General features: G+C 62.8%; 32 protein-coding genes. 19 read left to right on the plus strand and 13 right to left on the minus strand.

Annotated features, from left to right (window positions below):
- Positions 1–9: 9 nt before the first annotated feature.
- Positions 10–741, minus strand: a complete 732-nt coding sequence (locus ACQPZ2_RS30670; RefSeq protein WP_433521641.1) for a DUF5919 domain-containing protein — start codon at positions 739–741, stop codon at positions 10–12.
- 161 nt (positions 742–902) lie between these two features.
- Here ACQPZ2_RS30670 and ACQPZ2_RS30675 point away from each other — a divergent pair, with 161 nt between their 5' ends.
- Genes ACQPZ2_RS30675 through ACQPZ2_RS30690 form a run of 4 tightly spaced genes read left to right on the plus strand, consistent with a single transcriptional unit; the run spans position 903 to position 3,582 of the window.
- The gene (locus ACQPZ2_RS30675; protein ID WP_433521642.1) at positions 903–1,802 is read left to right on the plus strand and encodes a radical SAM protein; all 900 of its coding nucleotides are present in this window, start codon (positions 903–905) and stop codon (positions 1,800–1,802) included.
- Positions 1,789–2,364: a hypothetical protein gene (locus tag ACQPZ2_RS30680; RefSeq protein WP_433521643.1), complete on the plus strand. Its 576-nt coding sequence runs from the start codon at positions 1,789–1,791 to the stop codon at positions 2,362–2,364. Before ACQPZ2_RS30675 ends, ACQPZ2_RS30680 begins: the two co-directional genes overlap by 14 nt.
- Complete coding sequence (locus tag ACQPZ2_RS30685) at positions 2,351–3,028, plus strand: class I SAM-dependent methyltransferase (protein WP_433521644.1); 678 nt, start codon at positions 2,351–2,353, stop codon at positions 3,026–3,028. The genes ACQPZ2_RS30680 and ACQPZ2_RS30685 overlap by 14 nt, the downstream gene beginning before the upstream one ends.
- Positions 3,025–3,582 carry a class IV adenylate cyclase gene (locus tag ACQPZ2_RS30690; protein WP_433521645.1) on the plus strand — a complete coding sequence of 186 codons (558 nt, stop codon included), beginning with the start codon at positions 3,025–3,027 and terminating at the stop codon, positions 3,580–3,582. The genes ACQPZ2_RS30685 and ACQPZ2_RS30690 overlap by 4 nt, the downstream gene beginning before the upstream one ends.
- A gap of 269 nt (positions 3,583–3,851) precedes the next feature.
- Here ACQPZ2_RS30690 and ACQPZ2_RS30695 read toward each other — a convergent pair whose 3' ends face one another.
- Positions 3,852–4,247 carry a hypothetical protein gene (locus tag ACQPZ2_RS30695; protein ID WP_433521646.1) on the minus strand — a complete coding sequence of 132 codons (396 nt, stop codon included), beginning with the start codon at positions 4,245–4,247 and terminating at the stop codon, positions 3,852–3,854.
- 451 nt (positions 4,248–4,698) lie between these two features.
- Here ACQPZ2_RS30695 and ACQPZ2_RS30700 point away from each other — a divergent pair, with 451 nt between their 5' ends.
- The gene (locus tag ACQPZ2_RS30700; protein ID WP_433521647.1) at positions 4,699–5,118 is read left to right on the plus strand and encodes a hypothetical protein; all 420 of its coding nucleotides are present in this window, start codon (positions 4,699–4,701) and stop codon (positions 5,116–5,118) included.
- A gap of 79 nt (positions 5,119–5,197) precedes the next feature.
- The gene (locus ACQPZ2_RS30705) at positions 5,198–5,479 is read left to right on the plus strand and encodes a hypothetical protein (RefSeq protein WP_433521648.1); all 282 of its coding nucleotides are present in this window, start codon (positions 5,198–5,200) and stop codon (positions 5,477–5,479) included.
- Positions 5,480–5,571: 92 nt separating this feature from the next.
- On the opposite strand, the gene ACQPZ2_RS30710 is transcribed toward ACQPZ2_RS30705, so the two are convergent.
- On the minus strand, positions 5,572–5,946 hold the full coding sequence (locus tag ACQPZ2_RS30710; RefSeq protein ID WP_433521649.1) for a hypothetical protein: 375 nt from the start codon (positions 5,944–5,946) through the stop codon (positions 5,572–5,574).
- Between the two features lie 527 nt (positions 5,947–6,473).
- On the minus strand, positions 6,474–6,782 hold the full coding sequence (locus tag ACQPZ2_RS30715) for a hypothetical protein (protein WP_433521650.1): 309 nt from the start codon (positions 6,780–6,782) through the stop codon (positions 6,474–6,476).
- Between the two features lie 133 nt (positions 6,783–6,915).
- On the opposite strand from ACQPZ2_RS30715, the gene ACQPZ2_RS30720 reads away from it, so the two are divergent.
- The 3 genes from ACQPZ2_RS30720 to ACQPZ2_RS30730 all read left to right on the plus strand — a co-directional run bounded on the left by ACQPZ2_RS30720 (position 6,916) and on the right by ACQPZ2_RS30730 (position 10,125).
- Entirely contained in the window at positions 6,916–7,110 is a 195-nt protein-coding gene (locus ACQPZ2_RS30720) for an integrase core domain-containing protein (protein ID WP_433521651.1), read from the plus strand.
- Positions 7,111–7,358: 248 nt separating this feature from the next.
- Entirely contained in the window at positions 7,359–8,498 is a 1,140-nt protein-coding gene (locus tag ACQPZ2_RS30725; protein ID WP_433521652.1) for a DUF4238 domain-containing protein, read from the plus strand.
- Positions 8,449–10,125: a hypothetical protein gene (locus tag ACQPZ2_RS30730; RefSeq protein ID WP_433521653.1), complete on the plus strand. Its 1,677-nt coding sequence runs from the start codon at positions 8,449–8,451 to the stop codon at positions 10,123–10,125. Before ACQPZ2_RS30725 ends, ACQPZ2_RS30730 begins: the two co-directional genes overlap by 50 nt.
- Before the next feature lie 155 nt (positions 10,126–10,280).
- Here ACQPZ2_RS30730 and ACQPZ2_RS30735 read toward each other — a convergent pair whose 3' ends face one another.
- Together ACQPZ2_RS30735 and ACQPZ2_RS30740 are read right to left on the minus strand one after the other, a co-directional pair.
- Positions 10,281–10,919: a hypothetical protein gene (locus ACQPZ2_RS30735; RefSeq protein ID WP_433521654.1), complete on the minus strand. Its 639-nt coding sequence runs from the start codon at positions 10,917–10,919 to the stop codon at positions 10,281–10,283.
- A 269-nt stretch (positions 10,920–11,188) separates the two neighbouring features.
- The gene (locus tag ACQPZ2_RS30740) at positions 11,189–11,371 is read right to left on the minus strand and encodes a hypothetical protein (RefSeq protein WP_433521655.1); all 183 of its coding nucleotides are present in this window, start codon (positions 11,369–11,371) and stop codon (positions 11,189–11,191) included.
- Between the two features lie 803 nt (positions 11,372–12,174).
- Between ACQPZ2_RS30740 and ACQPZ2_RS30745 the strand changes: the two genes are divergently transcribed.
- The 5 genes from ACQPZ2_RS30745 (at position 12,175) to ACQPZ2_RS30765 (ending at position 15,975) form a co-directional block, all read left to right on the plus strand.
- On the plus strand, positions 12,175–13,284 hold the full coding sequence (locus ACQPZ2_RS30745; RefSeq protein ID WP_433521656.1) for an AlbA family DNA-binding domain-containing protein: 1,110 nt from the start codon (positions 12,175–12,177) through the stop codon (positions 13,282–13,284).
- A gap of 96 nt (positions 13,285–13,380) precedes the next feature.
- Complete coding sequence (locus ACQPZ2_RS30750) at positions 13,381–14,343, plus strand: DUF6615 family protein (protein ID WP_433521657.1); 963 nt, start codon at positions 13,381–13,383, stop codon at positions 14,341–14,343.
- Positions 14,344–14,614: 271 nt separating this feature from the next.
- The gene (locus tag ACQPZ2_RS30755) at positions 14,615–14,818 is read left to right on the plus strand and encodes a hypothetical protein (protein ID WP_433521658.1); all 204 of its coding nucleotides are present in this window, start codon (positions 14,615–14,617) and stop codon (positions 14,816–14,818) included.
- A 619-nt stretch (positions 14,819–15,437) separates the two neighbouring features.
- The gene (locus ACQPZ2_RS30760; RefSeq protein WP_433521659.1) at positions 15,438–15,608 is read left to right on the plus strand and encodes a hypothetical protein; all 171 of its coding nucleotides are present in this window, start codon (positions 15,438–15,440) and stop codon (positions 15,606–15,608) included.
- A gap of 31 nt (positions 15,609–15,639) precedes the next feature.
- Positions 15,640–15,975: a hypothetical protein gene (locus ACQPZ2_RS30765; protein ID WP_433521660.1), complete on the plus strand. Its 336-nt coding sequence runs from the start codon at positions 15,640–15,642 to the stop codon at positions 15,973–15,975.
- A gap of 190 nt (positions 15,976–16,165) precedes the next feature.
- Here ACQPZ2_RS30765 and ACQPZ2_RS30770 read toward each other — a convergent pair whose 3' ends face one another.
- Positions 16,166–17,641, minus strand: a complete 1,476-nt coding sequence (locus ACQPZ2_RS30770; RefSeq protein WP_433521661.1) for a pentapeptide repeat-containing protein — start codon at positions 17,639–17,641, stop codon at positions 16,166–16,168.
- 183 nt (positions 17,642–17,824) lie between these two features.
- On the opposite strand from ACQPZ2_RS30770, the gene ACQPZ2_RS30775 reads away from it, so the two are divergent.
- Together ACQPZ2_RS30775 and ACQPZ2_RS30780 are read left to right on the plus strand one after the other, a co-directional pair.
- The gene (locus tag ACQPZ2_RS30775) at positions 17,825–18,079 is read left to right on the plus strand and encodes a hypothetical protein (protein WP_433521662.1); all 255 of its coding nucleotides are present in this window, start codon (positions 17,825–17,827) and stop codon (positions 18,077–18,079) included.
- Between the two features lie 184 nt (positions 18,080–18,263).
- The gene (locus ACQPZ2_RS30780) at positions 18,264–18,806 is read left to right on the plus strand and encodes a hypothetical protein (RefSeq protein WP_433521663.1); all 543 of its coding nucleotides are present in this window, start codon (positions 18,264–18,266) and stop codon (positions 18,804–18,806) included.
- 255 nt (positions 18,807–19,061) lie between these two features.
- On the opposite strand, the gene ACQPZ2_RS30785 is transcribed toward ACQPZ2_RS30780, so the two are convergent.
- Entirely contained in the window at positions 19,062–19,550 is a 489-nt protein-coding gene (locus tag ACQPZ2_RS30785) for an alpha/beta fold hydrolase (RefSeq protein ID WP_433521664.1), read from the minus strand.
- 22 nt (positions 19,551–19,572) lie between these two features.
- Positions 19,573–19,935, minus strand: coding sequence for an alpha/beta fold hydrolase (locus ACQPZ2_RS30790; protein ID WP_433521665.1), 363 nt, complete (start codon positions 19,933–19,935; stop codon positions 19,573–19,575).
- A 113-nt stretch (positions 19,936–20,048) separates the two neighbouring features.
- Here ACQPZ2_RS30790 and ACQPZ2_RS30795 point away from each other — a divergent pair, with 113 nt between their 5' ends.
- The 3 genes from ACQPZ2_RS30795 (at position 20,049) to istB (ending at position 23,498) form a co-directional block, all read left to right on the plus strand.
- Positions 20,049–20,450, plus strand: a complete 402-nt coding sequence (locus tag ACQPZ2_RS30795; protein ID WP_433521666.1) for a winged helix-turn-helix transcriptional regulator — start codon at positions 20,049–20,051, stop codon at positions 20,448–20,450.
- A 763-nt stretch (positions 20,451–21,213) separates the two neighbouring features.
- Positions 21,214–22,713 (plus strand): IS21 family transposase, encoded by a 1,500-nt coding sequence (gene istA, locus ACQPZ2_RS30800; protein WP_433521667.1) that lies wholly within the window; start codon positions 21,214–21,216, stop codon positions 22,711–22,713.
- A complete protein-coding gene (istB, locus tag ACQPZ2_RS30805; protein WP_433521668.1) occupies positions 22,710–23,498 on the plus strand; it encodes an IS21-like element helper ATPase IstB in 789 nt (262 codons plus the stop codon). The genes istA and istB overlap by 4 nt, the downstream gene beginning before the upstream one ends.
- Positions 23,499–23,587: 89 nt before the next feature.
- Here the strand turns inward: istB and ACQPZ2_RS30810 are convergent, their stop codons facing one another.
- The 4 genes from ACQPZ2_RS30810 to ACQPZ2_RS30825 form a co-directional block, all read right to left on the minus strand.
- Positions 23,588–24,022: a YbaB/EbfC family nucleoid-associated protein gene (locus tag ACQPZ2_RS30810; RefSeq protein ID WP_433521669.1), complete on the minus strand. Its 435-nt coding sequence runs from the start codon at positions 24,020–24,022 to the stop codon at positions 23,588–23,590.
- Positions 24,023–24,111: 89 nt separating this feature from the next.
- Positions 24,112–24,432: an ankyrin repeat domain-containing protein gene (locus ACQPZ2_RS30815; RefSeq protein WP_433521670.1), complete on the minus strand. Its 321-nt coding sequence runs from the start codon at positions 24,430–24,432 to the stop codon at positions 24,112–24,114.
- Positions 24,433–24,461: 29 nt separating this feature from the next.
- Positions 24,462–24,740 carry a GH-E family nuclease gene (locus tag ACQPZ2_RS30820; protein ID WP_433521671.1) on the minus strand — a complete coding sequence of 93 codons (279 nt, stop codon included), beginning with the start codon at positions 24,738–24,740 and terminating at the stop codon, positions 24,462–24,464.
- Positions 24,741–24,765: 25 nt separating this feature from the next.
- On the minus strand, positions 24,766–25,854 hold the full coding sequence (locus ACQPZ2_RS30825) for a hypothetical protein (protein ID WP_433521672.1): 1,089 nt from the start codon (positions 25,852–25,854) through the stop codon (positions 24,766–24,768).
- Positions 25,855–25,936: the final 82 nt, after the last annotated feature.

A 25,936-nucleotide genomic window follows, 5' to 3' on the forward strand; every position in this document is an offset into this window, starting at 1 on the left:
GCCTTTCAATCAGGGTGTCCAGGGCTGTGTGTCAGCCCAGATGGCGTCGAAGCTTTCGGTGTAGTTGTCGAACCATCCGATCTCACCAACGCGTTTGAGTTGGAAGACCGGATTCGCACTGGCTGGTTGTCCCCAGATGTGTGGGTTGACCAGCAGGACGTCGTCGTATCGGAACAATGAGTTGTACAGGGTCGTGTCGTGGAGCCGTACCTCGCAGCGCTCATGGGATAGCAACGCGCGGTAGTAGGTCAGGGAGGCGCGGATCTTTGCTGCCAGAGTGTCACCAATGCCTTCTTCCTCGCCACGGGCAGCGACGGCGTGGCCGTCCGGGTTGCCAAAGCAGAGGCGGACGCGCGCACCTTGGGTTGCCCGCTCGATGAGCATTTTCCCGACGTGCGGGTTGGTTTGTGCGAAGAACGTTCCGGAGAAGACGAGCACATCAATTTGCTCGGTGGCTTCACGCAGCAGTGACAGCCAGGTCTCCCGTGGTACTTCCGCCCGGTTGGGATAGGTGGCGACGAGTTCGACGTTCTTCGGCACCGGCGGCGCATCCGGAGCAGGCGGCCACAGGAACGTCTCTTCCACACGCAGGTGATCAGCCACGCGTCGGCGGTGCCGCGGGTGCGGTACCCGGCCACCGAGCCAACGGCTGACCGTCTTCGGGTCGACCTGGCAGACATCAGCCAACGACTCGGGCACGATCCCCCGCTGGTGCAGCACGGACTGAAGCCGGACATTCACACCCTCAATAGAACCCAACCGCAGTCGGTTCGAGCAAGCGCACCATGACCCGTCGCCCAAACGTTCCGGGACGTCCTTCGCCGCGTCCCAAACGCGGTTACGCGGTCCCACCGCCACCGGACACGATGATCTTCCTCGCCTAGAAACCCAAGGGGACCACCGTGATCCGGGAAACCACAGGCATCCGCAAGATCAAGATGCTGTACCTGCAATTGCTGTATCGCTGCAACTTCGCCTGCAAGCACTGCTTCCACGGCGAGCGGTTGCAATACGCCGACGCCTACACCGCCGAGCAGGCATCCAACCTGATGCGGCTCATGCGCCAGCACTATGCCACCGAGGCCGTGACCTTGCTCGGCGGCGAACCGTTCGTCTACAAGGATCTGCCACGCGTAGTCCGCTACGCCAAGCACACGCTCGGCCTGCAGGTCGAGATCTGTAGCAACGGCTACCGTATCGGGCCACGCCTGCGCGAGATCGCGCCGTGCGTCGATCTGCTGCGTATCTCGCTCGAAGGAGTTGGCGCCACCAACGATCTGATCCGCAAAACCGGAAGCTACGCAGCGGCACTGGAAGCCATCGCCCTGGCGCGCGATCTGGGTGTGCCGACCGGGGCGACGCTCACAGTGAATCGGTACAACATCAGCGAAGTAGTGGAGCTGGCCGGCACACTGGCCGAATTGGGCGTTTCCCAGCTCAAACTGCACCAACTGCGTCCCGTTGGCAACGCCGCCCGCCACCCGGACATGCTGGTGACCGACCCCGCCGACTACGAGCGACTACGGGAGCAGCTGCGTGACACCGAATTAGGTATCGAGGTGATCCTCGATGAGGACCTCTCCGAGGACGGCGCACCGGTCTGTGCTGTACCGACCGCGCGCTCCGGCATCGACCGGATCGAGTCCGACCCCCGCGGCGCGCTGACCATGTCGTGCAAGGCCGTGGGCAAAGATTCACACGCATTCTGGTACGACAAGGACGCCGATGAAATTATCTACCGCCCGTCAGCGAGTGACGAACTGACGTTGGCCATTCCGGATGTGGTGTATGGCAATGCCTGACCGCCCGCTGTTCGAAAGCATCGAAGGTCTGCCCGGCACCGGCAAGTCGACGATCGCACCGCTGCTCGCCGAGGCCCGCCAAGCGGTGCTGGTGCCCACCGTCCCACCCTTCTACCAGCCACTGCGGCGGGAGCTCGATCTCTACGAGAACGCCGACGCTCGAATGTGTTTGTTCCTGTCCGCGCTGTTCACCGCAGCCGATCAGATCCAGCGCTACCTCGATGCCGGGATTGCGGTCGTGGTCGAGAGCTACTTCGCTCGCTGCCTCACCACCCACGGTGTCTTCGGTGCGAAGCTCGAGGTCGCTCTACCGGACGGTCTGCCGCAACCGGTGACCTACCAACTGGTGTGCGAGCCGGACGAACGACTCAAGCGCCTGGCCGAGCGCGACAAACCGATGACGCGCTGGGACGTCCTCGGCGAGCAGCATGCCGACCAGCTCACTGATGCCTACCGCCAGTTCCCGGTCCATGAGATCGACACCACCACAGGGACACCCGACGACGTGGTCCGAACCATCCTGTCCCTGAATGCAATCGAGGTGGACCATGCTGACCGCTAGCCTCTGGGAACACACCCTGACCTTCTTCCCGCAGTTCCGTCGGGCGCTCGCCGAGGGGTGCCGACCCGGTGCGACCGTCGCCGTGATCGGCGCCAGTGACGGCAAGTTCGTCCTCCCGCTCGCCGAAGCCGGATACACCGTCATCGCCATCGAGAAAGATCCGCTGGCGCTCTACGGCGGTGATGTCCTGCTGCCAGTATCCGGCCTCGGCTACGCCCCTGGCCTGGTGGAGCGACTGAAGGACGCGGACCTGCAGCACCGCGTCCGTATTGTGGCCGAGGATTTTCTGGATAGCGATCCCATTGATCTAGCGGCCGACGCTGTGTGGACAAGTTGCTCATGGCATTACAGTGCGAACCATCGGCGCCCGTTGGTTGAATTCATTGCCCACATGCAACAACTCGTTCGACCTGGCGGGGTGTTCGGGGCAGAGTTCATGATGCCGGTGCAGAAGCGGCATCATCAGATCGAGCACTACACCACCCCGGACACCCTCGCCAGCTACTTCGGTGATGCCTGGGATGTCCTGCTGACCCTGCGGACCGACCCGTTTCTCGAACGTGCCCACGTCGGGCAATTGCACGACCACACGCACCGGATGGGCCTGCTCATCGCCAGGAGGCATCCGGACGACCATACGAAAGGCGGATCCAAGCCACGATGAAGCATGAGTACGAAGCAAAGTTCCTGTCCATAGACGTTGAAGAAGTTCGAGCGAAGCTGATCGCCCTCGGCGCCACCCGGTCATTCCCGCGAACACTGTTGACCCGCAAAATATTTGAAGACGAAGCCCTCACGCAAGGAGCCTGGGTTCGTCTGCGCAACGAAGGAACGCGGTCGACCCTGACACTGAAGCAGGTCACCGACGCTTCGACGATCGACGGCACGACCGAGATCGAAACCACAGTCGGCGACCTGCCGGCGATGGCCGAGATCCTGACCCGGCTCGGTTTGCGCGAGGTGCGGTACCAAGAGAACTACCGCGAGGAATGGCAGCTAGGCGACACGGTATTCGACATCGACACCTGGCCCAGCCTGCCGACGTTCCTGGAGATCGAAGGCCCCGACGAGGCAACGGTTCGTCGCGCCGCTACCAGCCTGAGCCTCGACTACTCGGCAGCCCGCTTCGGCAGCGTCGACGAGATCTACAAGAGCGAAACAGGACGCGACATCCTTGCCGAGCCGACGCTACTGTTCAGCGATACCAAAAGCCCTTAGCTTTCCCGATTAGTCGCTTGGATCACCGGGTGGGCATGAGAACACGATCTCCCACCCGAAATCTCAGTGTCAGCAATGCCAAAAACGGAATGACTCACAATGTCTGAGGAAGCCGGGGTTGCGCAGTCATCTCGGATCGAACTCAGTGCGCTCCGTTCAGTTGACCAGATTCTGCCGAATCCCTGATGCGCCAGCCAACGTCAGAGCCGGCGGTGGCTAACCCCCTGCTGCCGAATCAATGGCCGTCAGATATCAGACCGTCGAGTCGGTCAGAGACGGCCGGCAAGACTCAGGCCAGCTAGTATGACCAGTGTTCCAACGCATTCGGTCAGGTAATCGAAGTCGCGGGATGCCTCCACCATCAGGCGTTGCCCCTCATCCTGGTCGTCGTTGATACGGGCGGCGACCATCTGCAGCGCCCAGCGCTGCGACAAATCCATATCCACTGGCCAAATGTCGGGGACAGGGGCCGGCGCTGTTACGGTCGCGGGGTCACTCCCTTCAATCAGGCGGTCAACCCACCACAGCACCGCCAATATGAGTCCGTCGCTACCGACTTGCTCATCGCTGAGCAGCTTCGCGACCTCGATGCCAACAGAGTCGGATCCCTCGGTTGCCGCCCTCAGCGCGGCACGGGCGCGGTTCAGCCAAACCGGATCGTTCACGATTCCCCCTCTTCGATTCAACGCTTCGAACTGCATACGAGCATCCGGCCGCCGACAGCGGTCCCTCGCCCCTCACCTCGCATCACTGTAGCTCCGCCGAGCCGCTGCACGGCCGGTCTCCGAGATCGCCCTGGATACATGCGCCAACCGGCACCCGGCCTGCTCGCGCTACCCGGGATTCGAGGACGTCGTCTGCCCCGCCACGGTGGTCGTAGCGAGTGACACCCATACCTTGATCACGCGGCGCCACAGCAGCACACGCCGTGCTCGCGGGCGGAGAGCACGCGAGTTCTCCGCAGCGACTGGTGCGCACCGGGCACGACCTGCGCACCGACATCGAGTGGATCCGGCAGTTCATCGCAACCTGGCACCACGAACCGATGACCTGGCGTCCGCACGAATATCCCTGATCGCTTCGAACCCAGCGACCTTGGCCGATAGTGTGCTCCAGGTGACCGATCGCACCGACCCGGAGTTGCAGCCGACGCTCCCTGTCGAGGGCAGTCAGCCGGTCATCCGGCGTCGACGCGGCAGCCGCACGAAGGCCGCAGCTTTCATCCGCGACGAGATCGCCTCGGAGACATACCATCCCAGCGGCTCGGTCGAGATCGAGGTCAGGCCAGCTGTGTGGACTCTCGCCCACAAGGGATACAGCGGTGGTGGACGCCTCGACGTGTGGGTGTACCCCGACGGAGACACCGCTCTGCACGATGGCGCGCAACTGGCCCTCGAATGTGGTCTCAATGAAGACCCTGCCATCCTGTCGCTGTTCAAACGCAAGAAGTACACCGAGATCCTCGAACAGTACGAGCAGCGACGACCTGGTCACATCCTGCGGGTACAGGCATCGTTCTTCGTCCTGGGCGACTAAGCCCACAACAAACTACCGGCAGCCAGCCGCTCCACCTCATTCCGTTACCTCGGCAAACCCGAACGTGACCGCGGCCTGCTTGCCTTCATCGCGGCCTCGGCGGCGTTCGGCCTCGCCGGAACCCGGTATCGTCGGTGTCGCGCGATTCGGGGAGGGCGCGGCTGCGGCGGCGTTCTCCCCGGCCGACGGGCGATGGTGGCGCGGGCTGACCCCGACTGGCGGATATGGGCGGGCGTTCGGCAGCTGCGGCGTATGGAAGGGACTCGGCTACACCCTCGGTCCGCTGCTGGGCGGGGTTCTCGTCACGGTCGGCGGCTACCGCCTGCTGTTCACCACGCTCGCCGCGCTGGCTCGATCGTGAAGGATTCCAATCAATGGTGTTCAGATCCACGGGCTGTATCTGTGGTACCTTTCGCCCACACCAGATTCCGCCACTAACCTGCCTCGATGTCTCTATCGTTCGATCGTGGGCTGTCCCAGTCTGTCGAACAGGTGCTCGAGTGTCTCGAGGGCGGTCTCGATATTGAGGCAGTATCGCAGCTCCCGCATGATGCGCCCGCGAAACGGTGCCAGCTGTTGTGTTTCGACCGCCAGGACATGGTCGAGGTTCCATACTTGGCGACCACTTGCTGTGATCTCGGTGCGGGGACCGAAAAGCGGCTCCAAGTCTTCCTTGCGGTAGCCCAGCAGTCGTAGGTCCACCTCGGAGATCATGCCCGCCTCCGCCAGGTCCCCGTCGTCGCTGAGGTGTTCGGTGGTACCGCGATATTCCGCCATGATCCGTTCATCCTCGAGATCGGAACCACGGACGTCGAAATTGCTGGACATAACCAAACCCCCATGAGGTTCGGGACGGGCCCTTCCCGCCCTTGCCTGCCACCGAAATCTACAGTGCGCCAACCAAACACGCCAGAAATTGCCGATCACGTCATGCCGATTACATCGTTTCGGCTACCCCGGGGGCGTGCGAATCGGTCAGGCCTGGATCAGCAGAGATCTACCCACCAGAGCATCCGGTCGGCGCACCGAAAGCTCGCGTCCTACAAGCGACTGCCCCCAACATCGGTCGGGCCGCCGACTCGATCGCCGAAACGTACCCTCAGTCTGCAGGCCGATACCCGGCTGGCCTGTGCCGACGGAGGGGGCGCGGTGCGGGGCTGGCACGCACGGCGGAGCGTCCGACCTCGGCTTTCCTTGGCGCGGCAAGCGCGCGGTGCAGGGCCCGGTTCTGTTCGCGCGAGGACAGACCGGCGACATGCTCGTGCAGGCGGCCGAGGATCGCCTGCTGCGGCCATCGGTTCTCGACATCGGCGGATACGCTGGCGGATCTCGATCAGGTCGATATGTGCGTCAACTCAGCAACCATCAGCCGAGGGTTTCCGCCCGCGCTGCCACCAGTCGATCGCCTCACCGGTGACACCCATGCGCTCGATGAGGTCGGCAGTCGATTCCACCTGCGCGCCGGAGGGACCGCAGAAAACCCATAACCGTTGGGCTGCACGGTGATACCGGTGGATCACCTCATCGACCTCGAACACGTCCAGCTGCCCCGCCCGCAACCGGTCCACCGCTCGTCCCACTTGCTCGATCAGCTCACGCAGTCGCGCCTGGTGATACGCGGCCACCCGCTCGCGGGCGATTCGCCGGTCAGCCTTACTCCCCATCCCGGCAAAGATACCCGGCGTGGGTGTTGCACCGGGTGGATAACACGCACCGGCTACCGCCCGCGGGGCGATCGGAACCGCCGTTGCCGCCGACGCTGTTCGGCCTGATCCGGCTGACGTGCGACTCGAATCGGTGAATTCACTGTTCAAGAAGGAGTTGATCGACAAGTACGTGTGGACCGATGTGAGTGAGGTGTTCCGGGAGACTGCGAAATGGGTTTCGTGGTATAACAATCAGCGGCTGCCTTCGTGGTGTGACTATCGTCCACCGGCGGAGTTCGAGCGGGTTTTCTGGGAAGGCCGCGGTCGGCAGTTGACGGCAGCGTGAGACACAGGAATCGGTAGACGGGTCTCCGCCAAAGCCGGGGTGGTCCACTCTAACGTCGGGAACGATTTCGAACTCTGCACCACACGCCCATCACGGGCGATACGGATCGGGACCTGTCAGACGACCGTGCCATCACGATGGACACGCGGACGAGGGGTTAGCATTCAAGAACCTCCAGGTAGACGGGGTAATTTCCCGTCTACAAATCCGCAGCTCTGCCATCATCCCGGCAGTAGGGCCTTTGTGGCATGTTGCTCGTTTCCGGACCGGATGTCGACACTGGGCACGACCGCAGAAATCTCAGTGTGTTTGTCGGTGGCCGCGAGGATGATTGCGCTGTGAACTGGACCGTTGCAGACAGCGTGCCGAATCCGTGGGGCAAGGTGCCGCTGACCGCTGGCGGCCAGAGCGTCGTGCCACCTGTCGAGGCGTACATGCAGCGCGTGGCGGAAGCAGCATCCACACGCGATTGCGTGTCGCGTCGACACCATTACGTGCCGCAGTCCTACATGAGAGCTTGGAGCCCCGACCGAAAACGAGTCCGGGTGTTGGACACCAGGAACGGCATCGACAAACTTCGCGGCCTGCGTGACACCTGCGTCCAGGAGAACTTCTATCGTGTGACCGACCCCGCCACCGGCCAACACAACCAGGTCGAAAAGATGCTCGCGGTCATCGATGACGAAACAGCACGCCTTCTGCAGGTGCTATCGCGATGGTCGCCAGGCGATGACTTCAAGTTCGACGATTTCATGTCGCTGGCCGTTGTCATGGGCCTGCAACGGAATCGCACTCCCCAAGCCAGGCGCTTCATTGCAGGGATCAGCGAATGGTCAGAGAGACGGGCCTCACAGGCATCCCACACCGTCACAGCGGACGGGCACGTCGATGCAATGTTCCGAGTCATGTATGACGCTGCTGATGAGTTCTCGACACGCCAACTTGAGCTTTGGGATGATCCACAAGCTCGCTTCATCACCTGCGATCAGCCAATCCTGCTGTCCATGGACACGCAAAACGAGCCTCCGACAATGCATACCAGCAGGTACGTATGGTGGCCGATCAGCCCAACCCGCGTCGTCGCACTCGGCCTCGAACTCAAAGCGGTCAAGGTTGTCCATCGCGTCGCAAGCACGAAAGACGTCGACGAGATACGAAATGCCGTGATCAGAAGCGCGGAGTCCGCGATTATCGCGAAGCCAGAAGACCGAAACCTTCCCTCCGGCAAGCGACTCCGGAAACGACCGCAAGTCCGCGTCGACTGCGAACCGATCGACCCGAAGGCGAGAAAATGCAGGCTCCGCTTCGCATGGGGCCATGGAACCCAAACACTGGACCATGCGTGCCATCCGCTCTGCGCCGTTGCTATACCGACGAACAAGACGTGAGAGCGGCGACCTCTACCCGGCGACATCGGGTACGCCGCCTCGTGGCTGCCGATGTCATTCAATCCCTGAACTTCTGCTGCCCGAGCAGATTCGCGCCAGATCAGCCGATTCAGATGTGCACTCGGAGGCCCGCTGGCGAATTGAGATGCGGACAGGAGTCTGCGGGTGTACCGGTATGGGTATGGCCTCCCACCTGTTCGCTCGCTCGGTCCGCGATAGCGAGTTCGTCGCGCGAGTCAGGCGCCACCCGCCATCGTCATTGGTGCCTCTGGTAGCAGCGATCGGAGCCCAGTACTCGGAGCAGGACTCATGGTTGGACAGCCCCTACATGAAGTTCACTCCCTGGGCGTTGGCGGAAATCACCCGGGTGAGCCTGTGCTTCGGTAACGAACACCGCGGGCAGCCCGCCGATGTCAACGACGTTCTCCAGTGCGCCGCTGCTTTCTCTGCCCTCACCGACAGCGAGCTGAAGAGGAATCTGCCAGGCGCTCTCGGCACGTTCTTGCTACGAGTGTCAGGCCAGCAGTTCGCCTACCAACGATTCCCGCTCTTTGAGCTGGGGCGCAGCTGCGGGCTATTCCTGCAGACCACACCGACGAAACCTGTACAAGTACTCGCTGATGGCTGGGACCTCGAGCTGTTCGGTTGCACACTGCAGCAGTATCTGGCTACCGGGTTCTTGCTGCACACCGCGGCGGTCAAAGGTGCCGGGCGCGTCGACCTCGACGCAATCCTGTCCCAGCCCGGCTCCGAGCGAATCACCGACACCGTGCCCGCCAACATCATCCGGGATGCCCTCGCGCGAAACTTCACCACCGATATCGCGGGATTCAAGCAGGCAAACCCCCACCATCGCGCAGCCGGAGAATTGCGGCGGTTCAGCTTCAACCCACTACGAAGCACACCGGCCATCGCAGGGATGCACCAGCCACTGATTGTTCCTGTCCCCGGAGAGATCTACCGAAAGCTGAGCCCGGTCGGCATCTACTACGCAGGAGTTGCCAAATGGGGCGATCGCTTTGCCCAAGACCTCGGTGACCTCTTCGAGCAGTATGTCGGACGGCTGCTCTCGATCCGCGACGATTGCCAGGTGCACCCAGAGATCGCCTACGGCAAGGACAACCGCAAGTCCGTCGACTGGATCCTCGTCGATGACGAGGCTGTTGTGCTCGTCGAAGCCAAGTCGGTGCGGCCCACCGAAACTGTCCGGATGGGAACCGCCGAGGCTGGCGAAGAACTCGCACGCAAGCTCCAAAAGGCTCACCACCAAATCAACGTCACCGACGAGCTGATCACCCAGCGCCACCCCGCCTTCGCCGACATCCCCACCGACCGCCCGCGGGTCGGGCTCGTTGTAACCATGGAACCGTTCGACGCGGTGAACATGCCGTGGATCCACCAGATGATCGTCACTGCGCCGCAACGCATTCCAACAACGATTGCGAGCGTGCACGACCTGGAGAGACTGGTCACCATCGACGGACTCGGAGTCGGGCAGTTCCTCCACATCCTCCTCAACGACCCACACCGAGAAGGCTGGTCGGTCGGTACCGCACTCAACGATGTCACCACCACCGACAACCCCGTAGTCAGAACTGGCTTCGACGCCTTCCCCTGGAAACCGTGACCCACTCATCGAACGCCATTCCATATAAATCATTTCACTGCAGCGCGTAGTGGCAAGACAACGACAACGGAAAGGTCCGAGCCGCTGACACAGCCAGCGACACCCCGCGGCAGGCTGGCAAGCGTGATATTTATACGATTCCGCCTGACGTCAGGCTAGCATGTCGGGCGGGACACTTGCATTCCTTCTATTTTTTTCCATTCGATTTTGATCGACCGCGCGTAATATCCGCGACCTCCACCTGTGCGGCATAGCTGTATATAAAGCGCGCTACCGATGATCTCACGCTTGCGACTCAAGGGGTAAGCCTCGATCCAGGCGCGTTTGGGGTCCCGCTCTTGCACCAATTCGCCGAAGCGCGGGTCGCTTGCGTTTTCGAGGACGAATTTCTCGACAAGCGAATCCGCGAATACGAGGCCGGTGGAAACGGAGTGGTCACGCTTCTGGAAGCATCTCAAACGGGGCACCACATCAACGCCTGAAGCGATTTCCGCATAGCGGCCACAGATGCTGCAATTCACGCGCCGGCTGAGCAAATGGCGCCCTGATTGCGCCTCACGGACACGCCCCGCTCTTTCCGGGTCGTTGAGAATGTCTTGCACGCGCTGGAATAATTCGTCGCCGACTATCTCCCGCGCGTATTGCCTGTGCAGCATGCCCTGGATTGTTGTCCGAGGAATGGGCCACCCACGTTCGGCGAAACTGCGGGCGATGTCAATCAGCGTATCCCCGGCCGCGAAGCGCTCGAAGAGTTCGAGAACTACCTCGGCGCGGCGGTTGACTACTTCTGCCATGGTCACCCTCGGGGTTTCAGGTCGAATTGGTCGCGCCGGTCGAGGATACCGGCAGCGGGGAGCGGGCGTCGTAGGCGTGGTTGGCAAACGATTAGCGAATCACTTTGGCGAGGATAGATCGAGCGGATGCACAAATAAATGAATATACCATAGGGGGGTACCAGATAAATTCGACGGAAAATCGGCGAAAAATCGCCTTCCGGCGGCGTATCGGAATACATAACCGCAGGTCAGGGTATATTTTCACTAGAGAGAGAAAAAGTTCGCTGTCAAGCGCCAGTGGCCCCGTCTGCGGGCGGTCGGCGCGCCGCCTCCAGTTCGGCGCGCAGCAGGCGCGCTACGTCGAGTTGGGCCAGCTGGTGTTCGGGCCGGGCGGTGCCGCGGTCGCAGGTTGCGCTGGGCTTGTCGGCGGTGTGGGCGTGGGTGCTGTTCGGAAAGTCGCGCGTCGCCACCAGCAGCTGCCACCTTCGGGTTCCGTCTCTCCCACCGAAAGCGAACAGGAGGATGAGTCCGACATCGACACTCCCCGTGCGGCTTGAGCCGCTGGATGTCGTTGCCGCACTGGCTAGGAAATCTTCGATGGGAAGATCTCTCTTCAAAACAGGGGATGGTCGCGGGTGGATCTCCATGCCAGGTTCGACCGACACATGCTGCTTTGGCCGCAGCAACGTGACCCGGCATTGCCGGTCGGAGGCGCAGGGAAGTCGTCTCCGACCAGCCTTCCAGAATGATCTGGTTCATCGGCGCCGGTCAATGCGAGCCGAATGTTCAACCTGCTGAAGAAGAAGCTCGAGTACGCGAACAAGAAGAAGTACACACTCGGCGGGCGAGATCGACGGGCAGAGCGTTGTATGTCCGGCGGCAGTGCTTGCTCCTGCTGATGTGAGATGAGTTGTGGTGCAGGCTATTCGGAATGTTGTGAGGTATGCCTTAGCTTGGTGAAAGACGCCGCCTAATGTCGCCTGGACGTCAGAATTGCACTTCTAATACCCATGACTCGGTAGTACTTAACGCTCCAGAAACGTCCTGTAACACCGCTTATCGGACGTTCGAGAAGCTCGCCAGCGGGCCGTCTTGGCGATGGCGTTCAGCGTGGACCGTCGTACCTTGTCACCGGCGGCGTCGCCGGGCACCGCTGAGACACTCGGCGGCGGTCGGCCGAAGAGAGTATTGCCACAAGTCTCTGGTGCCGTCGACGGCGCCTCGAGCACTGACGGAGAGGCCGGATTTACTGTGATGCAGGATCATTGCGGTCGTGCGAAACAAGGTGATGCTCAAGCGCGGTACCGTGACAGTCCTCGACGACGGGCTGTACTGGGAGTTCGACGGTGTGCGCCGAGAAGTCGACGACTACTCCGATGCCATCGCCCATATCGCAGACTTGGCGCAGGTACCCGCCCGAGATCTTCAGGCCGCGCTGCGCCGATACATATCGATCGACGATGCCTACGCGACGCCAAGCTTGCACGTCGTCATCGAGGGATCTCAAGACGACGACATCGAATTTCTGCCCCGATCGGCAGTCTCGTTCACCCTCGCCGACAACCAACTGGTCATGGACCTCGATATATTTCTCGATCAGGGGCCGGAGGATGGTGAAAGCTGCCCGGTGACGGCACGTATTGCACCACTACTCGCCCGTACACGGATGTCGTTAATCCACGAAACGCAGGACTACGACAACGACGGACGCTGGTGGGAAATCACGCTGCGGCTCAGCCTCGCAATACGAGGAAAGACGGCGGCTGCACTCGCCGACAACGGCATGAAGGTCGCGGCCCTCATCGAAGCCTCCGCGGGACATCTGGACCACGAAAAAGTTGTCGACCTGCTGAGAGGCGGATTCGCGGAGGTTCTGGTCGGCCAGCCCGAGAGCGACTGGCTCGAGGCCAAACGCGAACACTACGACCTCAAGGACGAAGCGGGTCAGATCAAACTCGCCCGCGCCGTTTCCCAGTTCGCAAACGCACGACACGGCGGGCTGGTCGTCATCGGGCTCGCCACCAGGCAGAAGGCGGGTACCGACCTGATCAACGCATTGACGCCGACACCGCACGACCCGAACATTCGCCGCAAGTACATCCAGGTGCTACAGAACCGCATATACCCGCTACCCGATCGACTTCGCGTCGAGGTAATAAGCAGCCGCGCAGGCGATTACACACTGATCAAAATTCCACCGCAGCCCGACGAGCTGAAGCCCTTCCTCGTACACGGAGCTGTGATCGGAGGAAGAGTCAACAACACCTTCATCTCCATCGTCGAGCGGCGTGACGACGAAGGTATCTCGGCCTCGATAGCGAGCATCCATTCCACTCTGGTGACCGGACGGGCACTCCTGCGCACCGGGCGCCTGCCCCAATGATCGCCGGTAGGTCGTCTCACGGCTCGAACCCGTCGGGGAACACACGGTCATCGGTTCCCCGAGCGGCTGACAGCACCCGCGTAGGAGGATGAGACCATGACGGCGGTCGCGAAAGCGTTTAGATGGGCTCGTATCCAAGCCGTTCGGCACATGGCGGAGTGTGAGCGGGCACGTCTGCGGTGGAGCGAGACGACGATCACCGAGATCGTGACAGCTCACACCTCTCGGGCAGTTACCGTCGTTCCGTTCACGCAGCGAGCCGAAGCTCTCAGTGGTGCGGACTGGGTCTGGTGGTGGGTGGATAGCGCGGGCGCTTACGGAATGCTCGTTCAGGCGAAGCGGGTGACCGTGACGAGCAGCGCGTGGAACTTCGACTTCGGCTACACAGCGACGGGCGCGGCGCGCTCGCAACGCGAGGTGCTTCGTTCCGCTGCAGCGATGCTGGGCCTCCTGCCTGTATATGCGCTTTACCTTGGGACAGGTGACTACCGGAGGTGGGAGCACTGCGCGGACATTCACCGGCGCTGGCGCTGCATCCAATGCATCAAGCGCACCGTCTCCCTGATGCCAGCTCTGCTTGCAGATGAACGGAACGTCTGTGACGCGGCGTCGACTTATGAGCGGTCTGTGGCACTGGAGGACCTTTGGACTGGCTGCCCAGCCAGCGCACCGCTGCGTCCCGCGCTAAGAAATCAGCTCGCACCGGAACTCTCGGACTTCTTACAGAATCGTCAGGATGGAACGCGAGCAGTCACTCGTTCTATGATCGACTCGGTGTTGAAATCTCGTTTTGGTCAGTTCGCCGCAGTATCAACGAGTGTCGCAGGCGTGCACAATGGCGAGCATGATCGGCTTGGCTCGGTCTTCGGCGACGTTCCCGATGACACCGGGCACTGGGGTCTGAGGTACTTCGAGCACACGCTCAATCCACTGCTGCACACGCCGCCCCACTATGTCCTTGAGATCATGACGGGGGACTTTGATGAGGACCGCCTGGCATTGGACATGCCTGAAAACATCGCAGGCATCGTCGTGGTGCGAGTGCCGCAAGACGAGTGAGCCATCACGGAGAGCCAGCGGCAGTGCTCGCTCTGCTGATGTGAGATGAGTTGTGGTACAGGCCATCTGGAACGTTGTGAGGTATGGCTTGCCTTGGTGAAAGACACCGCCTCATGTCGCGTGGACGGCTGAATCGCACTTCTAATGCCCATGACCCTGCCTTTGTTGTGTGTTCGGGGTTGGTTGTGGGGGTTCGCGGTTGGTGGTGTGCGTGGATCAGTGGAGATGTGAGGGTCTGTTTTGTCGGTGCCCTGAGGTCATGCTTCGGGATATGGAGCCACGCCGATACGACCAGGGCGGCCCGCTGATCGCGCACCGACCCACCTTCGACATCGAATGGAATCCCGAGTGCGGCCACCACTTCACCTCGTTCTGCGACGGCTGTTCGACCTGTACTGATTGCGCGGGGAACTGCCGGTGCGCGGCCGCCGAGGATGACGACGAAGACATTGCGCCGCTGCGCCACGCCAGCTGACCGCCATGGCCGTCATCGGTGGCAACTCGATGGTGCATACTGGCGCAGCAGCTCCCATTGCCCGGACTGCGTCAGGTCGCCGGGCTGCCGGATCCGCACCAGGACATCCCCGCGGCGTACTCGTCGCGCGCAGTCTCAGCTAGCTCCCTCGTTTGTGCGATGTCATCCTCATCTGTGAACTTTTCGGAGCGGCCTCGGCTCAGCGCGTACTCGGTGAGGGGGACCAAGGCTTGCTTGCCTGAGTTCCTGAGTTCCACTGTCGAGTGTCCAGCGAGAGGACCGGCACCTCTTCACGGTTCCTTCTGAATGCCTAATTGGTCACACTGCGGTGTGCACGGTGGAGTGAAGATTCTGTACCGGCCGATGTTGCAGGTGTGCATCCGGTGATGGCCGCCTGCCTCCAAGCAGGGCGCAGAGCCCACAATCGCTCGGCCCGGCCCGAAGCGGTGCCCACGCGGGCAGGCGATCGGGGCGGGTTCAACCCATCCCTTGGGGGTCCGGTACAGCCGCTGCGGATCGAGGACGATCCGGCCTTCTACCTCGTACACTGGGCGCCAGTCATCGAACATACTTTCGATAATTTCACAAACTAGTCGGTCGCAAAGGATAGGCTTCGACCATGGTGAACGTCGGAGACAAAGTCCTGCTCGCGGCAGGTGGCGTGTCCGTATTCGAGGTCCTCGAGGTTGACGGCGACTACGCGATCGTGGAGTCGGTCGAGAAGAACGCGCCGGGCTGCTACCCGTTCAGCACCGAAGTCGCCATCCTCGTCCCCGCCGCCCCGAACTGAACCGGCCGACATTGGCGAATTCGGGCGGCTGATGAGGCGGTTCCTCCTGGAATCCCACACCCGAACATCGGGTGTGGGGATGCTGGCCGTCCGGCTCGGGGGCGATGACCTCGATGAGATCGTCGAGAACGCGCGCCTATGGGCGCTGAGCGCCGCCGGCCACACCGAGATACGGATCCTCGACCGCTCCGTCGAGCGGCTCGCAGTCGCCAGGGCCGGGCCGCCACTGGTCGACGCGATCGACCGGTGGGACCTGGACCGGCCACCGCTGTGCCCCGAATGCGGGGAGATGCTGCACGCGGCGAAGCTGGCCGGGGAACCCGGATGGTACTGCCGCAGCTACGATTACCGCACCCTTGCGGCGTAGTACCGACAGATGTCGGTGCCGCATGCGAGGCTGTCGCTAGACTGTACGAGAAGAGGGTCTGACAGGACTTGTTGGACACCAAGGGTTTTCGACACGTTTTTCAGACACCCGCCGAGCCTGGGCGACCAGGGGCGCGGGCGTCGATGAGGTGGTGTCGATAAAACGAACGATTCTCAACAACTCTGGTCAGCTACGTGGCTGGCACTAAAGCAGGTGGCCAATCCTGCGGTTCGACATTGGCGGGCTTCTGGCTGAGGTCTGGGTCCCAGTCGAATATCGGTGCCGGAGGTCCCCATTGTCTCGGGTTAACGAACGAGACGGTCCCGCTGCCGAAATCCACCTTCTCGAACCGGGCGTCGCCGGAGAAGGTCGTGCTGTTGAACATGGCGGTGGCGGAGAAGGTCGCGCTGTTGAACCGGGCGGCGGAGAAGGTCACATCGTCGAACCGCGCGTAGCCGGAGAAGGTCGTGCCGTCGAACATGGCGGTGGCGGAGAAGGTGGCGCCGCGGAACCGGGCGGTGGCGGAGAAGGTCGTGCTGTTGAACATGGCGTCGCCGGAGAAGGTCGCGCCGTCGAACACGGTGGTGGCGGAGAAGGTCACGTCGCTGAACACGGCATTGTCGGAGAAGGTCGTGCCGTTGAACCAGGCGGTGGCGGAAAACGCCACCTTGCTGAACCAAGCTTCGTCAGAGAAGGTCGCGTGGCTGAACCGGGTGACGTCGGGAAAGGTCACGTTGTTGAACGAGGTGGTGGCGGAGAAGGTTGCGTTGTTGAACGAGGCGGTGGCGGAGAAGGTCGCGTCGTTGAACCAGGTGCCTTCGGAGAAGGTCACGTCGTTGAACGAGGGATCGTCGGAGAAGGTCGCGTAGCTGAATCGGGTGGTGCCGGAGAAGGTCGCGCTGTTGAACCGGGCAGAACCCAGGAACCTCGCACCGGTGAAATCGACGTTCTCGAGATGTGCCGTGCGGAGATCGAAATCGCTTGTTGACCAGCTATATTCGGCCGTAGTTCGGAGGTGGTCAGCGATGACACGGACGATGGTCGCGCGGACTTCTCGGTCGTTGTGCCGATATTCGAGGTGGCGCTCCTGGTCGTCGGCGCGGGTGCCATCGGCTGTCGCGCGGTGTTGCTTGAGGACCAGTTTGCTCTGGTGGTTGGCGCCGAGCTCGGGGCTGTAGGGCAGTCGGAGGTATCCGCAGAGGACGTCGATGCATTGCTGGCGGCGTAGTCCGTCGGATTCGTCGGCGACCCCGGCCATGGCGTAGACCCCGGCGATGCGGACCGCGACGTCGGTTGCGCCGAGTTGGGTGGCTGCGGCGCCGAAGCGTTCGACGAACCGGCTCTGTTCCAGATCGCGTTGGCGGCGGTAGGCGATGACAAGGGCGACGACGCCGCCGACTCCGGCGACGACGGTCAACGCGACGCGGGTGACATCGATCTCGGCGGCGGCCTTGGCTGTGTCGACGGGGGTGATCCATCGGAGGAATCCGTAGGCGATGAACGCGACGCCCAGTCCGGCGAGTAGTGCGAGCGTGACCGCAGGGAACAGCCGTATTCGTCCCGCGCGGCGGCTGAGCGCTGCGCGGGAGTCCTTGCTCAATCGCGCGCGCAGCGTGGTTGTTGTCGTACGTGCCTGTGCGCCAAGGGCGCTCACCCTCCCGGACATCGCTCGATTCTGCTCGACACAACGCCCCACCACCGAGTACTCCGCACAACCCGATGTGAGTCGCCACGTTCGAGTGTCGAAGAATCGATCGTTTTTAGAGACAGAAGAAATCTGTGATTTCGGCCGTAATCCCCCTGTCTGCCAGGTGTTTTCAGGTGGGCTACGCGCCCTAGGTTTGGTGGCATGAAGAACCACAGAGGCGATCGTGGGTCACTCCCGGCGGAGCCGCCTACACCCGAATTCGAGCTGGAGAATCAAGAGCCTTGGTGTACGCATGCCACTGCCCAGGGCGACCACCGGATCACGGATCTGATCGCCCTGGCCTTGATCGTGTCCGCTGTGCTCGCACTTGTGCTCGTCGGCAACGCCGGAGCGGCCGTCATCACTGCAGCCGCAGGATTCGTTGTCGGCATCTACCAGGTCTTCCTAAAGAAGTAGCCCTCCCGCCTGATGTAACCTCCGGCAGCACCCGCTTTTCGGGGGTCAGAACTGGCCTGATTTTGACGTCAAAAGCCGCAGACCGTAGTTCAAGGCCGTCCTGTCGTCGCAGCCGATCGAGGAAGCTGCTGCAATAGCAGTGTGTCTAGGGCAAACTGCCTCGAACGAGTGCTTGAGTTGTCTCATGCAGTCGTTGATCGCTGTAGTGGGCACGCTTCTTGGGGCAGTGGTAGGGGTTTTGGGTTCGTACACCACGCAGCGTCTCAGCTATCGAAGGGAATCATCAGAGCGGCTGGCAACGGTCCGGCGGCTGGCCTATGTTGAATTCCTCGTCGCTGTGCACGACATGTATGTACAGATCCTTGCGATACACCGAAAGCAACGTGCTGGAACGATGACGCCAGTGGAAGCAACCCAGAGCCTCCACGAAGTACCCTCCCGAAATGCGCAAGCCGCCCTCGAAAACCTACGGCTTCTGGCAACTGACGTGGTGGCTGAGAACGCAGCCTTCCTCTGGGCGAGGATGCGGCGCGACGCAGAGCCTCTCGGTCGTGACCTTGATGCTCAACGCTTCGCTGCATGGCGAGACCGGTATTGGGACTCGCGTCGAAAGTTCATCGACGCGGCGAGACGTGATGTCGGCTTCCGTTCCCTCGACTGGTCAACCGCTGGCGTTGGACCAGGCCGACAGGACAACGACATCTCGATCGACTCCGCGACTAGCTGACGCAACGTCTTCACCATCCGGGCGAGGCCGTGGCCTCTGGGCAGGTTCACTTATCGGCGGCCAGGAATCGCACACGTGAGCGTCAAGAAAGCTTGTCGAATCGTCATGCGGTGCGGTGCGAAACGTCCGCTATTGCCACATACCGCGCTGACCGAGCCAGGACGACGCGGCCCCGGTTGACGGTGAGATGAACTGTGGCCCAACGATATCCGCCGCTAGGGGCGCCGCATGACGGAAGGCTTTGCGGTTGCTTGATCAGGCTGGTCGCCCGGCGGCGAGGAACGGCAGCATGTGGCTGAGCAGTTCCCTGGGCCGGTCCAACGGGATGATGTGACCGCAATCGGGAATGACGTGTCCTGTGAGATCCTCGGCGATGGCGTGCAGCTGCCGCTCGAGCGCGTCGCCGACCGGGTGGGCGCCGATCGCCAGGGTGGGGGTGGTGAGCCGACCGGCCGCCGCGGCGTCGTTGATCTGCTGGGTGCTCGTCGGCAGTGCGCGGTAATAGGAAAAGGCGCAGCGTAGGGCATCATTTCCGGTGTAGGCATCGACGAAGGCGTTGTGGATATCGGCCCGAACGCCCCGGCCGCGGGTGCCGCTGGTGAGAAACCATTCGATATACCGCGCCTCCTGGCCGCTCAGCACCGTTTCGGCGAGGCCGGGGACGGCATGGAATCCGAACCACCACGGCGGCCCTGCGGCGAGGAAGTCTTCTGCGCCCGGGACTGTGCCCAGCAGTGCTTCCATGACCACCAGCTGTCGGACCCGGTCAGGGTGGCCGCAGGGCGAGCAGGACCGCGACCGGGGTGCCGGCATCGATCGCGACCACGGCCGCGGAGGGTTCGCCGAGGGCATCGAGGATCCCGGCTATATCAGTGGCCAGTGTGTCGGCGTCGTAGCCGTCCGGGGCTCGGGTGGTGGCACCGAATCCGCGGAGGTCCGGGGCGATGACCCGGTAATGCGCGGACAACGGGCCGATGATCTCGCTCCATAGTCGCCAGGTGTGTGGAAAGCCGTGCATCAGAACGACTGCGGGGCCGCTACCGGCAAGGGCGACGTTGGCGCGGATGCCGTTGGTCTCTATCCGGCGCAACTCGATCGACGCGGCATGGAGCGGCGGCGTGCAGGACATAGAGCCTCCCAGCTGGTTACCATCGGTTACCAGGCAACGTTAGGTAACCCTGGTTGCGCTGCCAAGACGGCACGTTGGCTACAGGTGGTGAGGTCCAGGTGACTACTCGATCAGTGCGTACGAAGACCACGGAGCGTGGTGATCTGTTCGATTGCCAATGTCCGACACGTCAGTTGCTGGACCGCATCGGCACAAAATGGACGTCGATGGCGGTCAAGGTCCTCGCGCAGGCTGCTCCGGGGGAGGTCAGGTTCGCCGAGTTGCGGCGGCGAATGCCCGGCGTGTCCCAGAAGATGCTGTCGGTAACCCTGCACAACTTGGTCCGGGACGGTCTGGTCACCCGCCGAGTGGAGCCGACCGTGCCACCACGCGTGCACTACCGGCTCACCGAACTGGGCTTGTCCCTGGAGATCCCGTTGGCCGCACTGCGGACCTGGGCCGAGGAGCACATGCCCGCGATCGACCACGCCAATGCCGTCAACGACGCACAAGTCGACCTCGCCACCAGCGAATAACGCTCCTACATACGGCTTCCCAACGACCTATGCCGCATACGGCGCTGACCGAACCGGCCAGCGCGGAGCACCGGAGGACGGACGGGCAGAGCGTCGTATGGCCGGCGGCAGGACCGAACCGGCCAGCGTCGGCGGGAAGGACCGGTTCGGTCAACGACCTTGAGATCTACTGTGGTAGAGGGTATTTGAATCAAGTAAGGCACGTCTTAGCTTGGTGGAGCAGGTCGCCAGACGTCGCGTGGACGTCAGGATCGCATCCCTGGACTGGCGTGATGTCGGGCAAGACTGCTCTTGCTCCTAGGGATCTGATACGTGCTGTTTGGACACTTTAGGGGGCGCATACTGATTCGGTGTCGCAGATCCCGCCCATCATTGCTGCTACCGCGATCGTTGTTTCGCTCTTTACTGTGGCGTATCAAGTTTGGAACTCCCGGCGTCAGGCCCGGATCAGTCATCGGGCCGAGATGACAGCTACAGCCTTCTTTGATCTGTATGAGGGCTGGGCTCTGAACCGGCGCGCTCAGATCGAGCCTGTCAATCTTGATCTGCTGAGGACCAGTGCGGCGCAGTTCTATGCGTCAGCGTTTCGGCTCGTGTCCGTGGCCGTGACAAAGTCCCCGCTGGTGGCCGGTGGTAGGTCGCCGTTGGCGGCCAGGTAGAAGTCCCCATTCCTCTTGCTCGTCGTGTCATGCCCGGAGCTCGTGGCCTGGGCGGTGACGGTGATAGCGCCAACTGTCATTCCGTCACTGCCCAGGGAGTTCCATTGAAGTCTGCGAGGGAGCGAATGGACATCATTTCCGCCTATCGAGAGGTCGGAACCTATCGGGGTGCCGCCGAGTTGTGCGGTACCACGCACAAGACGGTGAAGCGGGTCATCGAGCGTGTCGAGTCCGGTGGCCGGCCGCCGGAGCGGGCGCCGCGGTCCCGCAATTACGATTCGGTGCGGGATCTGGTCGCCGAACGGGTCGCCAAGTCGAAGGGCCGGATCTCGGCCAAGCGGCTACTCCCGGCCGCGCGGGCCGCCGGTTACGAGGGGTCGCCCCGGAATTTCCGTCGGCTGGTTGCTGAGCAGAAAGTGTTGTGGCGCACCGATAATCATCGGGGTCGTCGTCCGGCGGTGTGGTCGCCGGGTGAGTATCTGGTGATCGATTGGGCCGAAGCCGCGCCCGGGTTGCAGCTGTTTTGTGCGGTGCTGGCGTTCTCGCGGTGGCGGTTTGTCGCGTTCGCTGCCGACCAGCGCCAGTCGACGACCCTAGCCATGATCGCCGAAGCGTTCGCCATGATCGGCGGGGTTCCCGTGCGGGTGCTGGCCGATCGGATGGGGTGCCTGAAAGGTGGGGTGGTCGCGAACGTGGTTGTCCCGACTGCCGAATATGTCAGGTTCGCAACGCATTACGGTTTCTCGCCGGATTGGTGTCATGCCAACGATCCGCAGTCCAAAGGGATCGTGGAGAACCTGTGTGGCTATGCGCAGCGGGATCTGGCGGTGCCATTGCTGACCGAGGCCGCGATGACCGGGCGGGCGGTGAGCTTGGCCGAAGCCAACACGGCGGCGAAAACCTGGTGCGCGCAGGTGAATTCACTGGTGCATTCGGAGATCTGCGCGATCCCTGATGAACGCCTCACCCTCGAGCGGGAGTTGTTGGGGCCGTTGCCGTCATTGCGCCTCGAGATCGGCGCACCGGCGGTGACCCGCACCGTCGATCGGCTCTCGTGTGTTCGTTACGGCTCGGCCCGCTACTCGGTGCCGACCCGTCTGATCGGCGAGAAGGTCGAGGTCGTGATCGATGTCGGTGCGCTGCTGGTTCTCGAACCGGCGACCGGGGTGATCGTGGCCGAGCACGAACTCGTCGCTCCCGGTGAGGCCTCGATCCTCGATGACCATTACGACGGGCCGCGTCCGGCGCCCAGCCGTGGTCCGCGTCCGAAAACTACTGTCGAGCAACAGTTCTGCGCGCTCGGTGACGATGCTGAGGCGTTCCTGGTCGGTGCGGCCGCGATCGGCAACACCCGTTTGGGCGCGGAGTTGGAGATCCTGCTCGCGCTCGGCGCCGCTCACGGCGAGCCCGTGTTGGTGGCGGCGTTGCGGCGGGCGGTGGCGTTCAAACGGTTCCGCGCCGCCGATGTCCGCTCCATCCTCGCCGCCGGCACCGGCGCCCCGCAGCCTCGCCCAGCAGGTCAGGCGCTGGTGCTGGACCTGCCCACCGCACCGACCCGCTCCCTGGATGCCTACAAGATCACTCGCGACGGGAGCGCATCATGACCACCACGCGATCGAAAACCGTTGCTCCCAAACCGATTCCAGAACTGGCCGCCGATCTCGACGCAGGCCTGCGCCGGTTGAAACTGGCAACGGTCCGCCGCACCGCACCCGAAGTGCTGGCGGTCGCGAAAACCCAGCGCTGGACCCCCGAAGAGATACTGCGGACTCTGATCGAGGCCGAACTAGCCGCCCGCGACGCCTCCAACGCGGCCAACCGGCTCAAAGCCGCCGCGTTTCCCGTCACCAAGACTCTCGACAGCTTCGACGTGTCGGCGTCGTCGATCCCGCAAGCTACCTTCGACTACCTGTCGAGTTTGGAATGGGTTCGCGCGCAACACAATCTCACGCTGATCGGTCCACCCGGAACAGGCAAGAGCCACACCCTCATCGGGCTCGGCCACGCCGCTGTCACCGCCGGCCACAAGGTCCGCTACTTCACCGCCGCCGACCTGATCGACACCCTCTACCGCGGCCTGGCCGACAACACCGTCGGCCGAATCATCGAAACCCTGCTACGCGCGGACCTGCTGATCCTCGACGAAATCGGGTTCGCACCACTCGACGACACCGGCACCCAGCTACTGTTCCGCCTCGTCGCGGCAGCCTACGAACGCCGCTCACTGGCCCTGGCCTCGCACTGGCCGTTCGAGCAATGGGGCCGGTTCCTGCCCGAACACACCACCGCCGCCAGCATCCTCGACCGACTCCTGCACCACGCCACCGTCGTCATCACCGACGGCGACTCCTACCGCATGAAACACCACAAGCGAGGTGACCGCCCCTGAACTAACCACCCCACCCCCGCAAGGGGTGGGGACTTCAACCCGACCACCAGCGGCGACCTGAAAGTGGCCATTGACACGCGGGCAGTGGCTCACGTGCTCCACCCGCGTTGGTTCATGCGTTCGAAGTAGGCGTCATCGGCTGCCTGTATTTCGTCCTCTGTCATCGCTTTCGGGAGCTGTGACACCGGGTTGACCTGTCCAAATGCTTCACGGATCGCCTTGGTCCCGGCTTGGACGCGTGGGTCGTGGGTGAGTGGGCGCATGGCCTTCTGGACCTTTGCTGCTGCGTCCTGTTCAGCGGCGGCGGTCGCTTGCAAGATCATGCTCGCCAGCCGGTCTCCCCAGCGCGTTGCATCGCGGGTGAGTTTCAGATCGCGCAGGTGTCCGGCCGAGTCGACGATCGCGGTGACGGCGCCGTTGCCCGCAGTACCGGTGCCGCGGATTTTGGCGACCGCGGCCTGTACTTGGCCGGTTTTGACCTTGATCTCCGCGATGGCGGCGTCCAGGTCCGGGGTGTCATTCATCCAGCAGATCCGCGAATTCGGCCCGCATGGCGGGTCGTTGCCGATTTCCTTCACGGTGTCCAGGGGACTCTTCGGCCCGAAGTACGACTTCATCGTCGCCCTGGTCGGGTCTGCTCCACGAGCGCGCAGTAAGCGGACGGTGCCGATCGGGTCCGTGCCCGAGGACATGATCGCCCAGTAGATCGCCGCATCCCTTTGTCGGTCACGGCGGCGATGTCGGCGCCCGCGTCGAGCAGCAGCGCCACCAGTTCCGGCGCGCCAGCCTGCGCCGCGAAATGCAGTGGCGTCCAGTCGTGGTTGTCGCGGGCGTTGACGTCCTCGGTGCCGAGCAAACGCCGCACAGCATCGAGATCGGCGTCAGCTGCGGCGTAATGCAGTGCCGTACGACCGAATTCATCGCGTTGTGTCATCTACTTGTCTTCCCGTCTGTGGCTTCGGTTCACGTACTGGTCCTCGATATGGAACAGTCGGGATGGCTATTGACACGTTGATCCAACTGCTGCTGTGTCAGCCCCTCGGCTTGAGCGTCAGCAAGCAGCCTGCGGTTCTCGAACCCCGAATTATGGCCGAACTCCCACTTCGGATTGACCGGATACAGCGAGTTGTGCGCCGAGTCGACGTAGTACTTGCCATCGGGTGTCTTCTCCAGCTGGGTCACCCAGGGCTTGTCGTCGTAGGACTTGTTGATCGGCACCTTGACCTCGGTCTCGGACGCCACGATGTAGAAGTCGTCATCGCCGGTGTCACCGGGACGCTTCCATGTCTTGGTCTTGGCAACGATCTTGTCCTTGGTCTCCTGCGCGAGGTTCGGTCGACGCAGCTTCGAAAAGCTGGTGAACGGTCCAGGCGTTGCCGCGCCATCCGCCGCGGCCAGCGCCGGACGCGCTCGCAGGAGCGGGATCAACGCTTCGCTGCCGCGGGTGATGGCCTGAGACACCGCGACCGGAACGCGCACCGTCTCGACCACCGTGACCAGGGCGCGAATCATCGCCGCGATGCGGGCACCGTAGATGCTGAGCGCGATCACCATGCCGCCCTTGGCGGGCCGCTGATCCGCCACCGGTGAACGGGGCAGCGATCCAGCCGAAGGCTTGGTCGAGGGCGACCAGCGCGGCGAGCTCGATCAGCGCGCGTTTGATCGCGTTCTTGGTCTGCTCGACCGAATTCGCGTACGAGTCACAGGATGTCGCGAGCTGATCGCACACACCCGCCAGCGACTCGAACTGGCCTTTGACGATGTCGGCCTGCTCCAGCGCTTGGGGTGTCTCGGTGCTTTGCTGGGCCTCGATCAGTTCCCGAGCAGTCGGCAGCGGCGCCACGACGACGCGCAGTCCGTTGGCCATCGTCCGCCACGCCGCGGCAGCCTTGCGCAGAACATCGGGATGCCCGTTCGGCCAGACCTCGCCCTCGATGTAGCCCTTGATCGCAGACCAGCCGGTCGGTTCCGCGTCGTGGCCGCCGTAAGCGGCCGGAGGTTCGGGCGGGTTGTAGACCTTCAGTGTCCCGGCGGGAAATACCAGGTCGTTGGGGTTGGGTTCGGGCGCGGACTGCGAGTTCGTGTTGGCGTGGTTGGCGGCGGTGTATTGCAGCAGATCGTGCATCTGCCCGACCGCGAGGGCGAGATCACCGAGTGCGTCGACGGTGTCCCAGGCGGCCGGGTCGTAGTCGTTGCTCCATTTCCGTCCAGCGTTGTCCGAGCCCGCGCTTCCACCGCAGGTGGCAAGCACCTTGCTCAACGTGTCGATGTTGTAGGTCAGCGCGTTGTGCACGCCCTCGTACACGTCGGCGGCCTTGGTGAATCCTTGCGGATCCACCACGATGGGCGGTGCCATCAGGGCTCTCAATCCCTGTTGTCAACACAGCCGCGCCCGGCACGTGCGAGCGAGCTGATCGACTGGGTGAGCATCGAAGTCA

The sequence above is a fragment of the Nocardia pseudovaccinii genome (assembly GCF_050942345.1).
GTDB lineage: Bacteria > Actinomycetota > Actinomycetes > Mycobacteriales > Mycobacteriaceae > Nocardia > Nocardia pseudovaccinii.

Coding starts and splice junctions, on each gene's coding strand:
- ACQPZ2_RS30760 (WP_433521659.1), top strand. CDS start 15,438: ATGGTGAACGTCGGAGACAAAGTCCTGCTCGCGGCAGGTGGCGTGTCC.
- ACQPZ2_RS30815 (WP_433521670.1), bottom strand. CDS start 24,432: ATGACACAACGCGATGAATTCGGTCGTACGGCACTGCATTACGCCGCA.
- ACQPZ2_RS30750 (WP_433521657.1), top strand. CDS start 13,381: ATGACGGCGGTCGCGAAAGCGTTTAGATGGGCTCGTATCCAAGCCGTT.
- ACQPZ2_RS30810 (WP_433521669.1), bottom strand. CDS start 24,022: ATGAATGACACCCCGGACCTGGACGCCGCCATCGCGGAGATCAAGGTC.
- ACQPZ2_RS30710 (WP_433521649.1), bottom strand. CDS start 5,946: ATGTCCAGCAATTTCGACGTCCGTGGTTCCGATCTCGAGGATGAACGG.
- ACQPZ2_RS30765 (WP_433521660.1), top strand. CDS start 15,640: ATGAGGCGGTTCCTCCTGGAATCCCACACCCGAACATCGGGTGTGGGG.
- ACQPZ2_RS30685 (WP_433521644.1), top strand. CDS start 2,351: ATGCTGACCGCTAGCCTCTGGGAACACACCCTGACCTTCTTCCCGCAG.
- istB (WP_433521668.1), top strand. CDS start 22,710: ATGACCACCACGCGATCGAAAACCGTTGCTCCCAAACCGATTCCAGAA.
- ACQPZ2_RS30725 (WP_433521652.1), top strand. CDS start 7,359: ATGTTGCTCGTTTCCGGACCGGATGTCGACACTGGGCACGACCGCAGA.
- ACQPZ2_RS30715 (WP_433521650.1), bottom strand. CDS start 6,782: ATGGGGAGTAAGGCTGACCGGCGAATCGCCCGCGAGCGGGTGGCCGCG.
- ACQPZ2_RS30735 (WP_433521654.1), bottom strand. CDS start 10,919: ATGGCAGAAGTAGTCAACCGCCGCGCCGAGGTAGTTCTCGAACTCTTC.
- ACQPZ2_RS30790 (WP_433521665.1), bottom strand. CDS start 19,935: ATGTCCTGCACGCCGCCGCTCCATGCCGCGTCGATCGAGTTGCGCCGG.
- ACQPZ2_RS30770 (WP_433521661.1), bottom strand. CDS start 17,641: ATGTCCGGGAGGGTGAGCGCCCTTGGCGCACAGGCACGTACGACAACA.
- ACQPZ2_RS30780 (WP_433521663.1), top strand. CDS start 18,264: ATGCAGTCGTTGATCGCTGTAGTGGGCACGCTTCTTGGGGCAGTGGTA.
- ACQPZ2_RS30785 (WP_433521664.1), bottom strand. CDS start 19,550: ATGGAAGCACTGCTGGGCACAGTCCCGGGCGCAGAAGACTTCCTCGCC.
- ACQPZ2_RS30825 (WP_433521672.1), bottom strand. CDS start 25,854: ATGGCACCGCCCATCGTGGTGGATCCGCAAGGATTCACCAAGGCCGCC.
- ACQPZ2_RS30755 (WP_433521658.1), top strand. CDS start 14,615: ATGGAGCCACGCCGATACGACCAGGGCGGCCCGCTGATCGCGCACCGA.
- ACQPZ2_RS30690 (WP_433521645.1), top strand. CDS start 3,025: ATGAAGCATGAGTACGAAGCAAAGTTCCTGTCCATAGACGTTGAAGAA.
- ACQPZ2_RS30775 (WP_433521662.1), top strand. CDS start 17,825: ATGAAGAACCACAGAGGCGATCGTGGGTCACTCCCGGCGGAGCCGCCT.
- ACQPZ2_RS30730 (WP_433521653.1), top strand. CDS start 8,449: ATGCGTGCCATCCGCTCTGCGCCGTTGCTATACCGACGAACAAGACGT.
- ACQPZ2_RS30680 (WP_433521643.1), top strand. CDS start 1,789: ATGGCAATGCCTGACCGCCCGCTGTTCGAAAGCATCGAAGGTCTGCCC.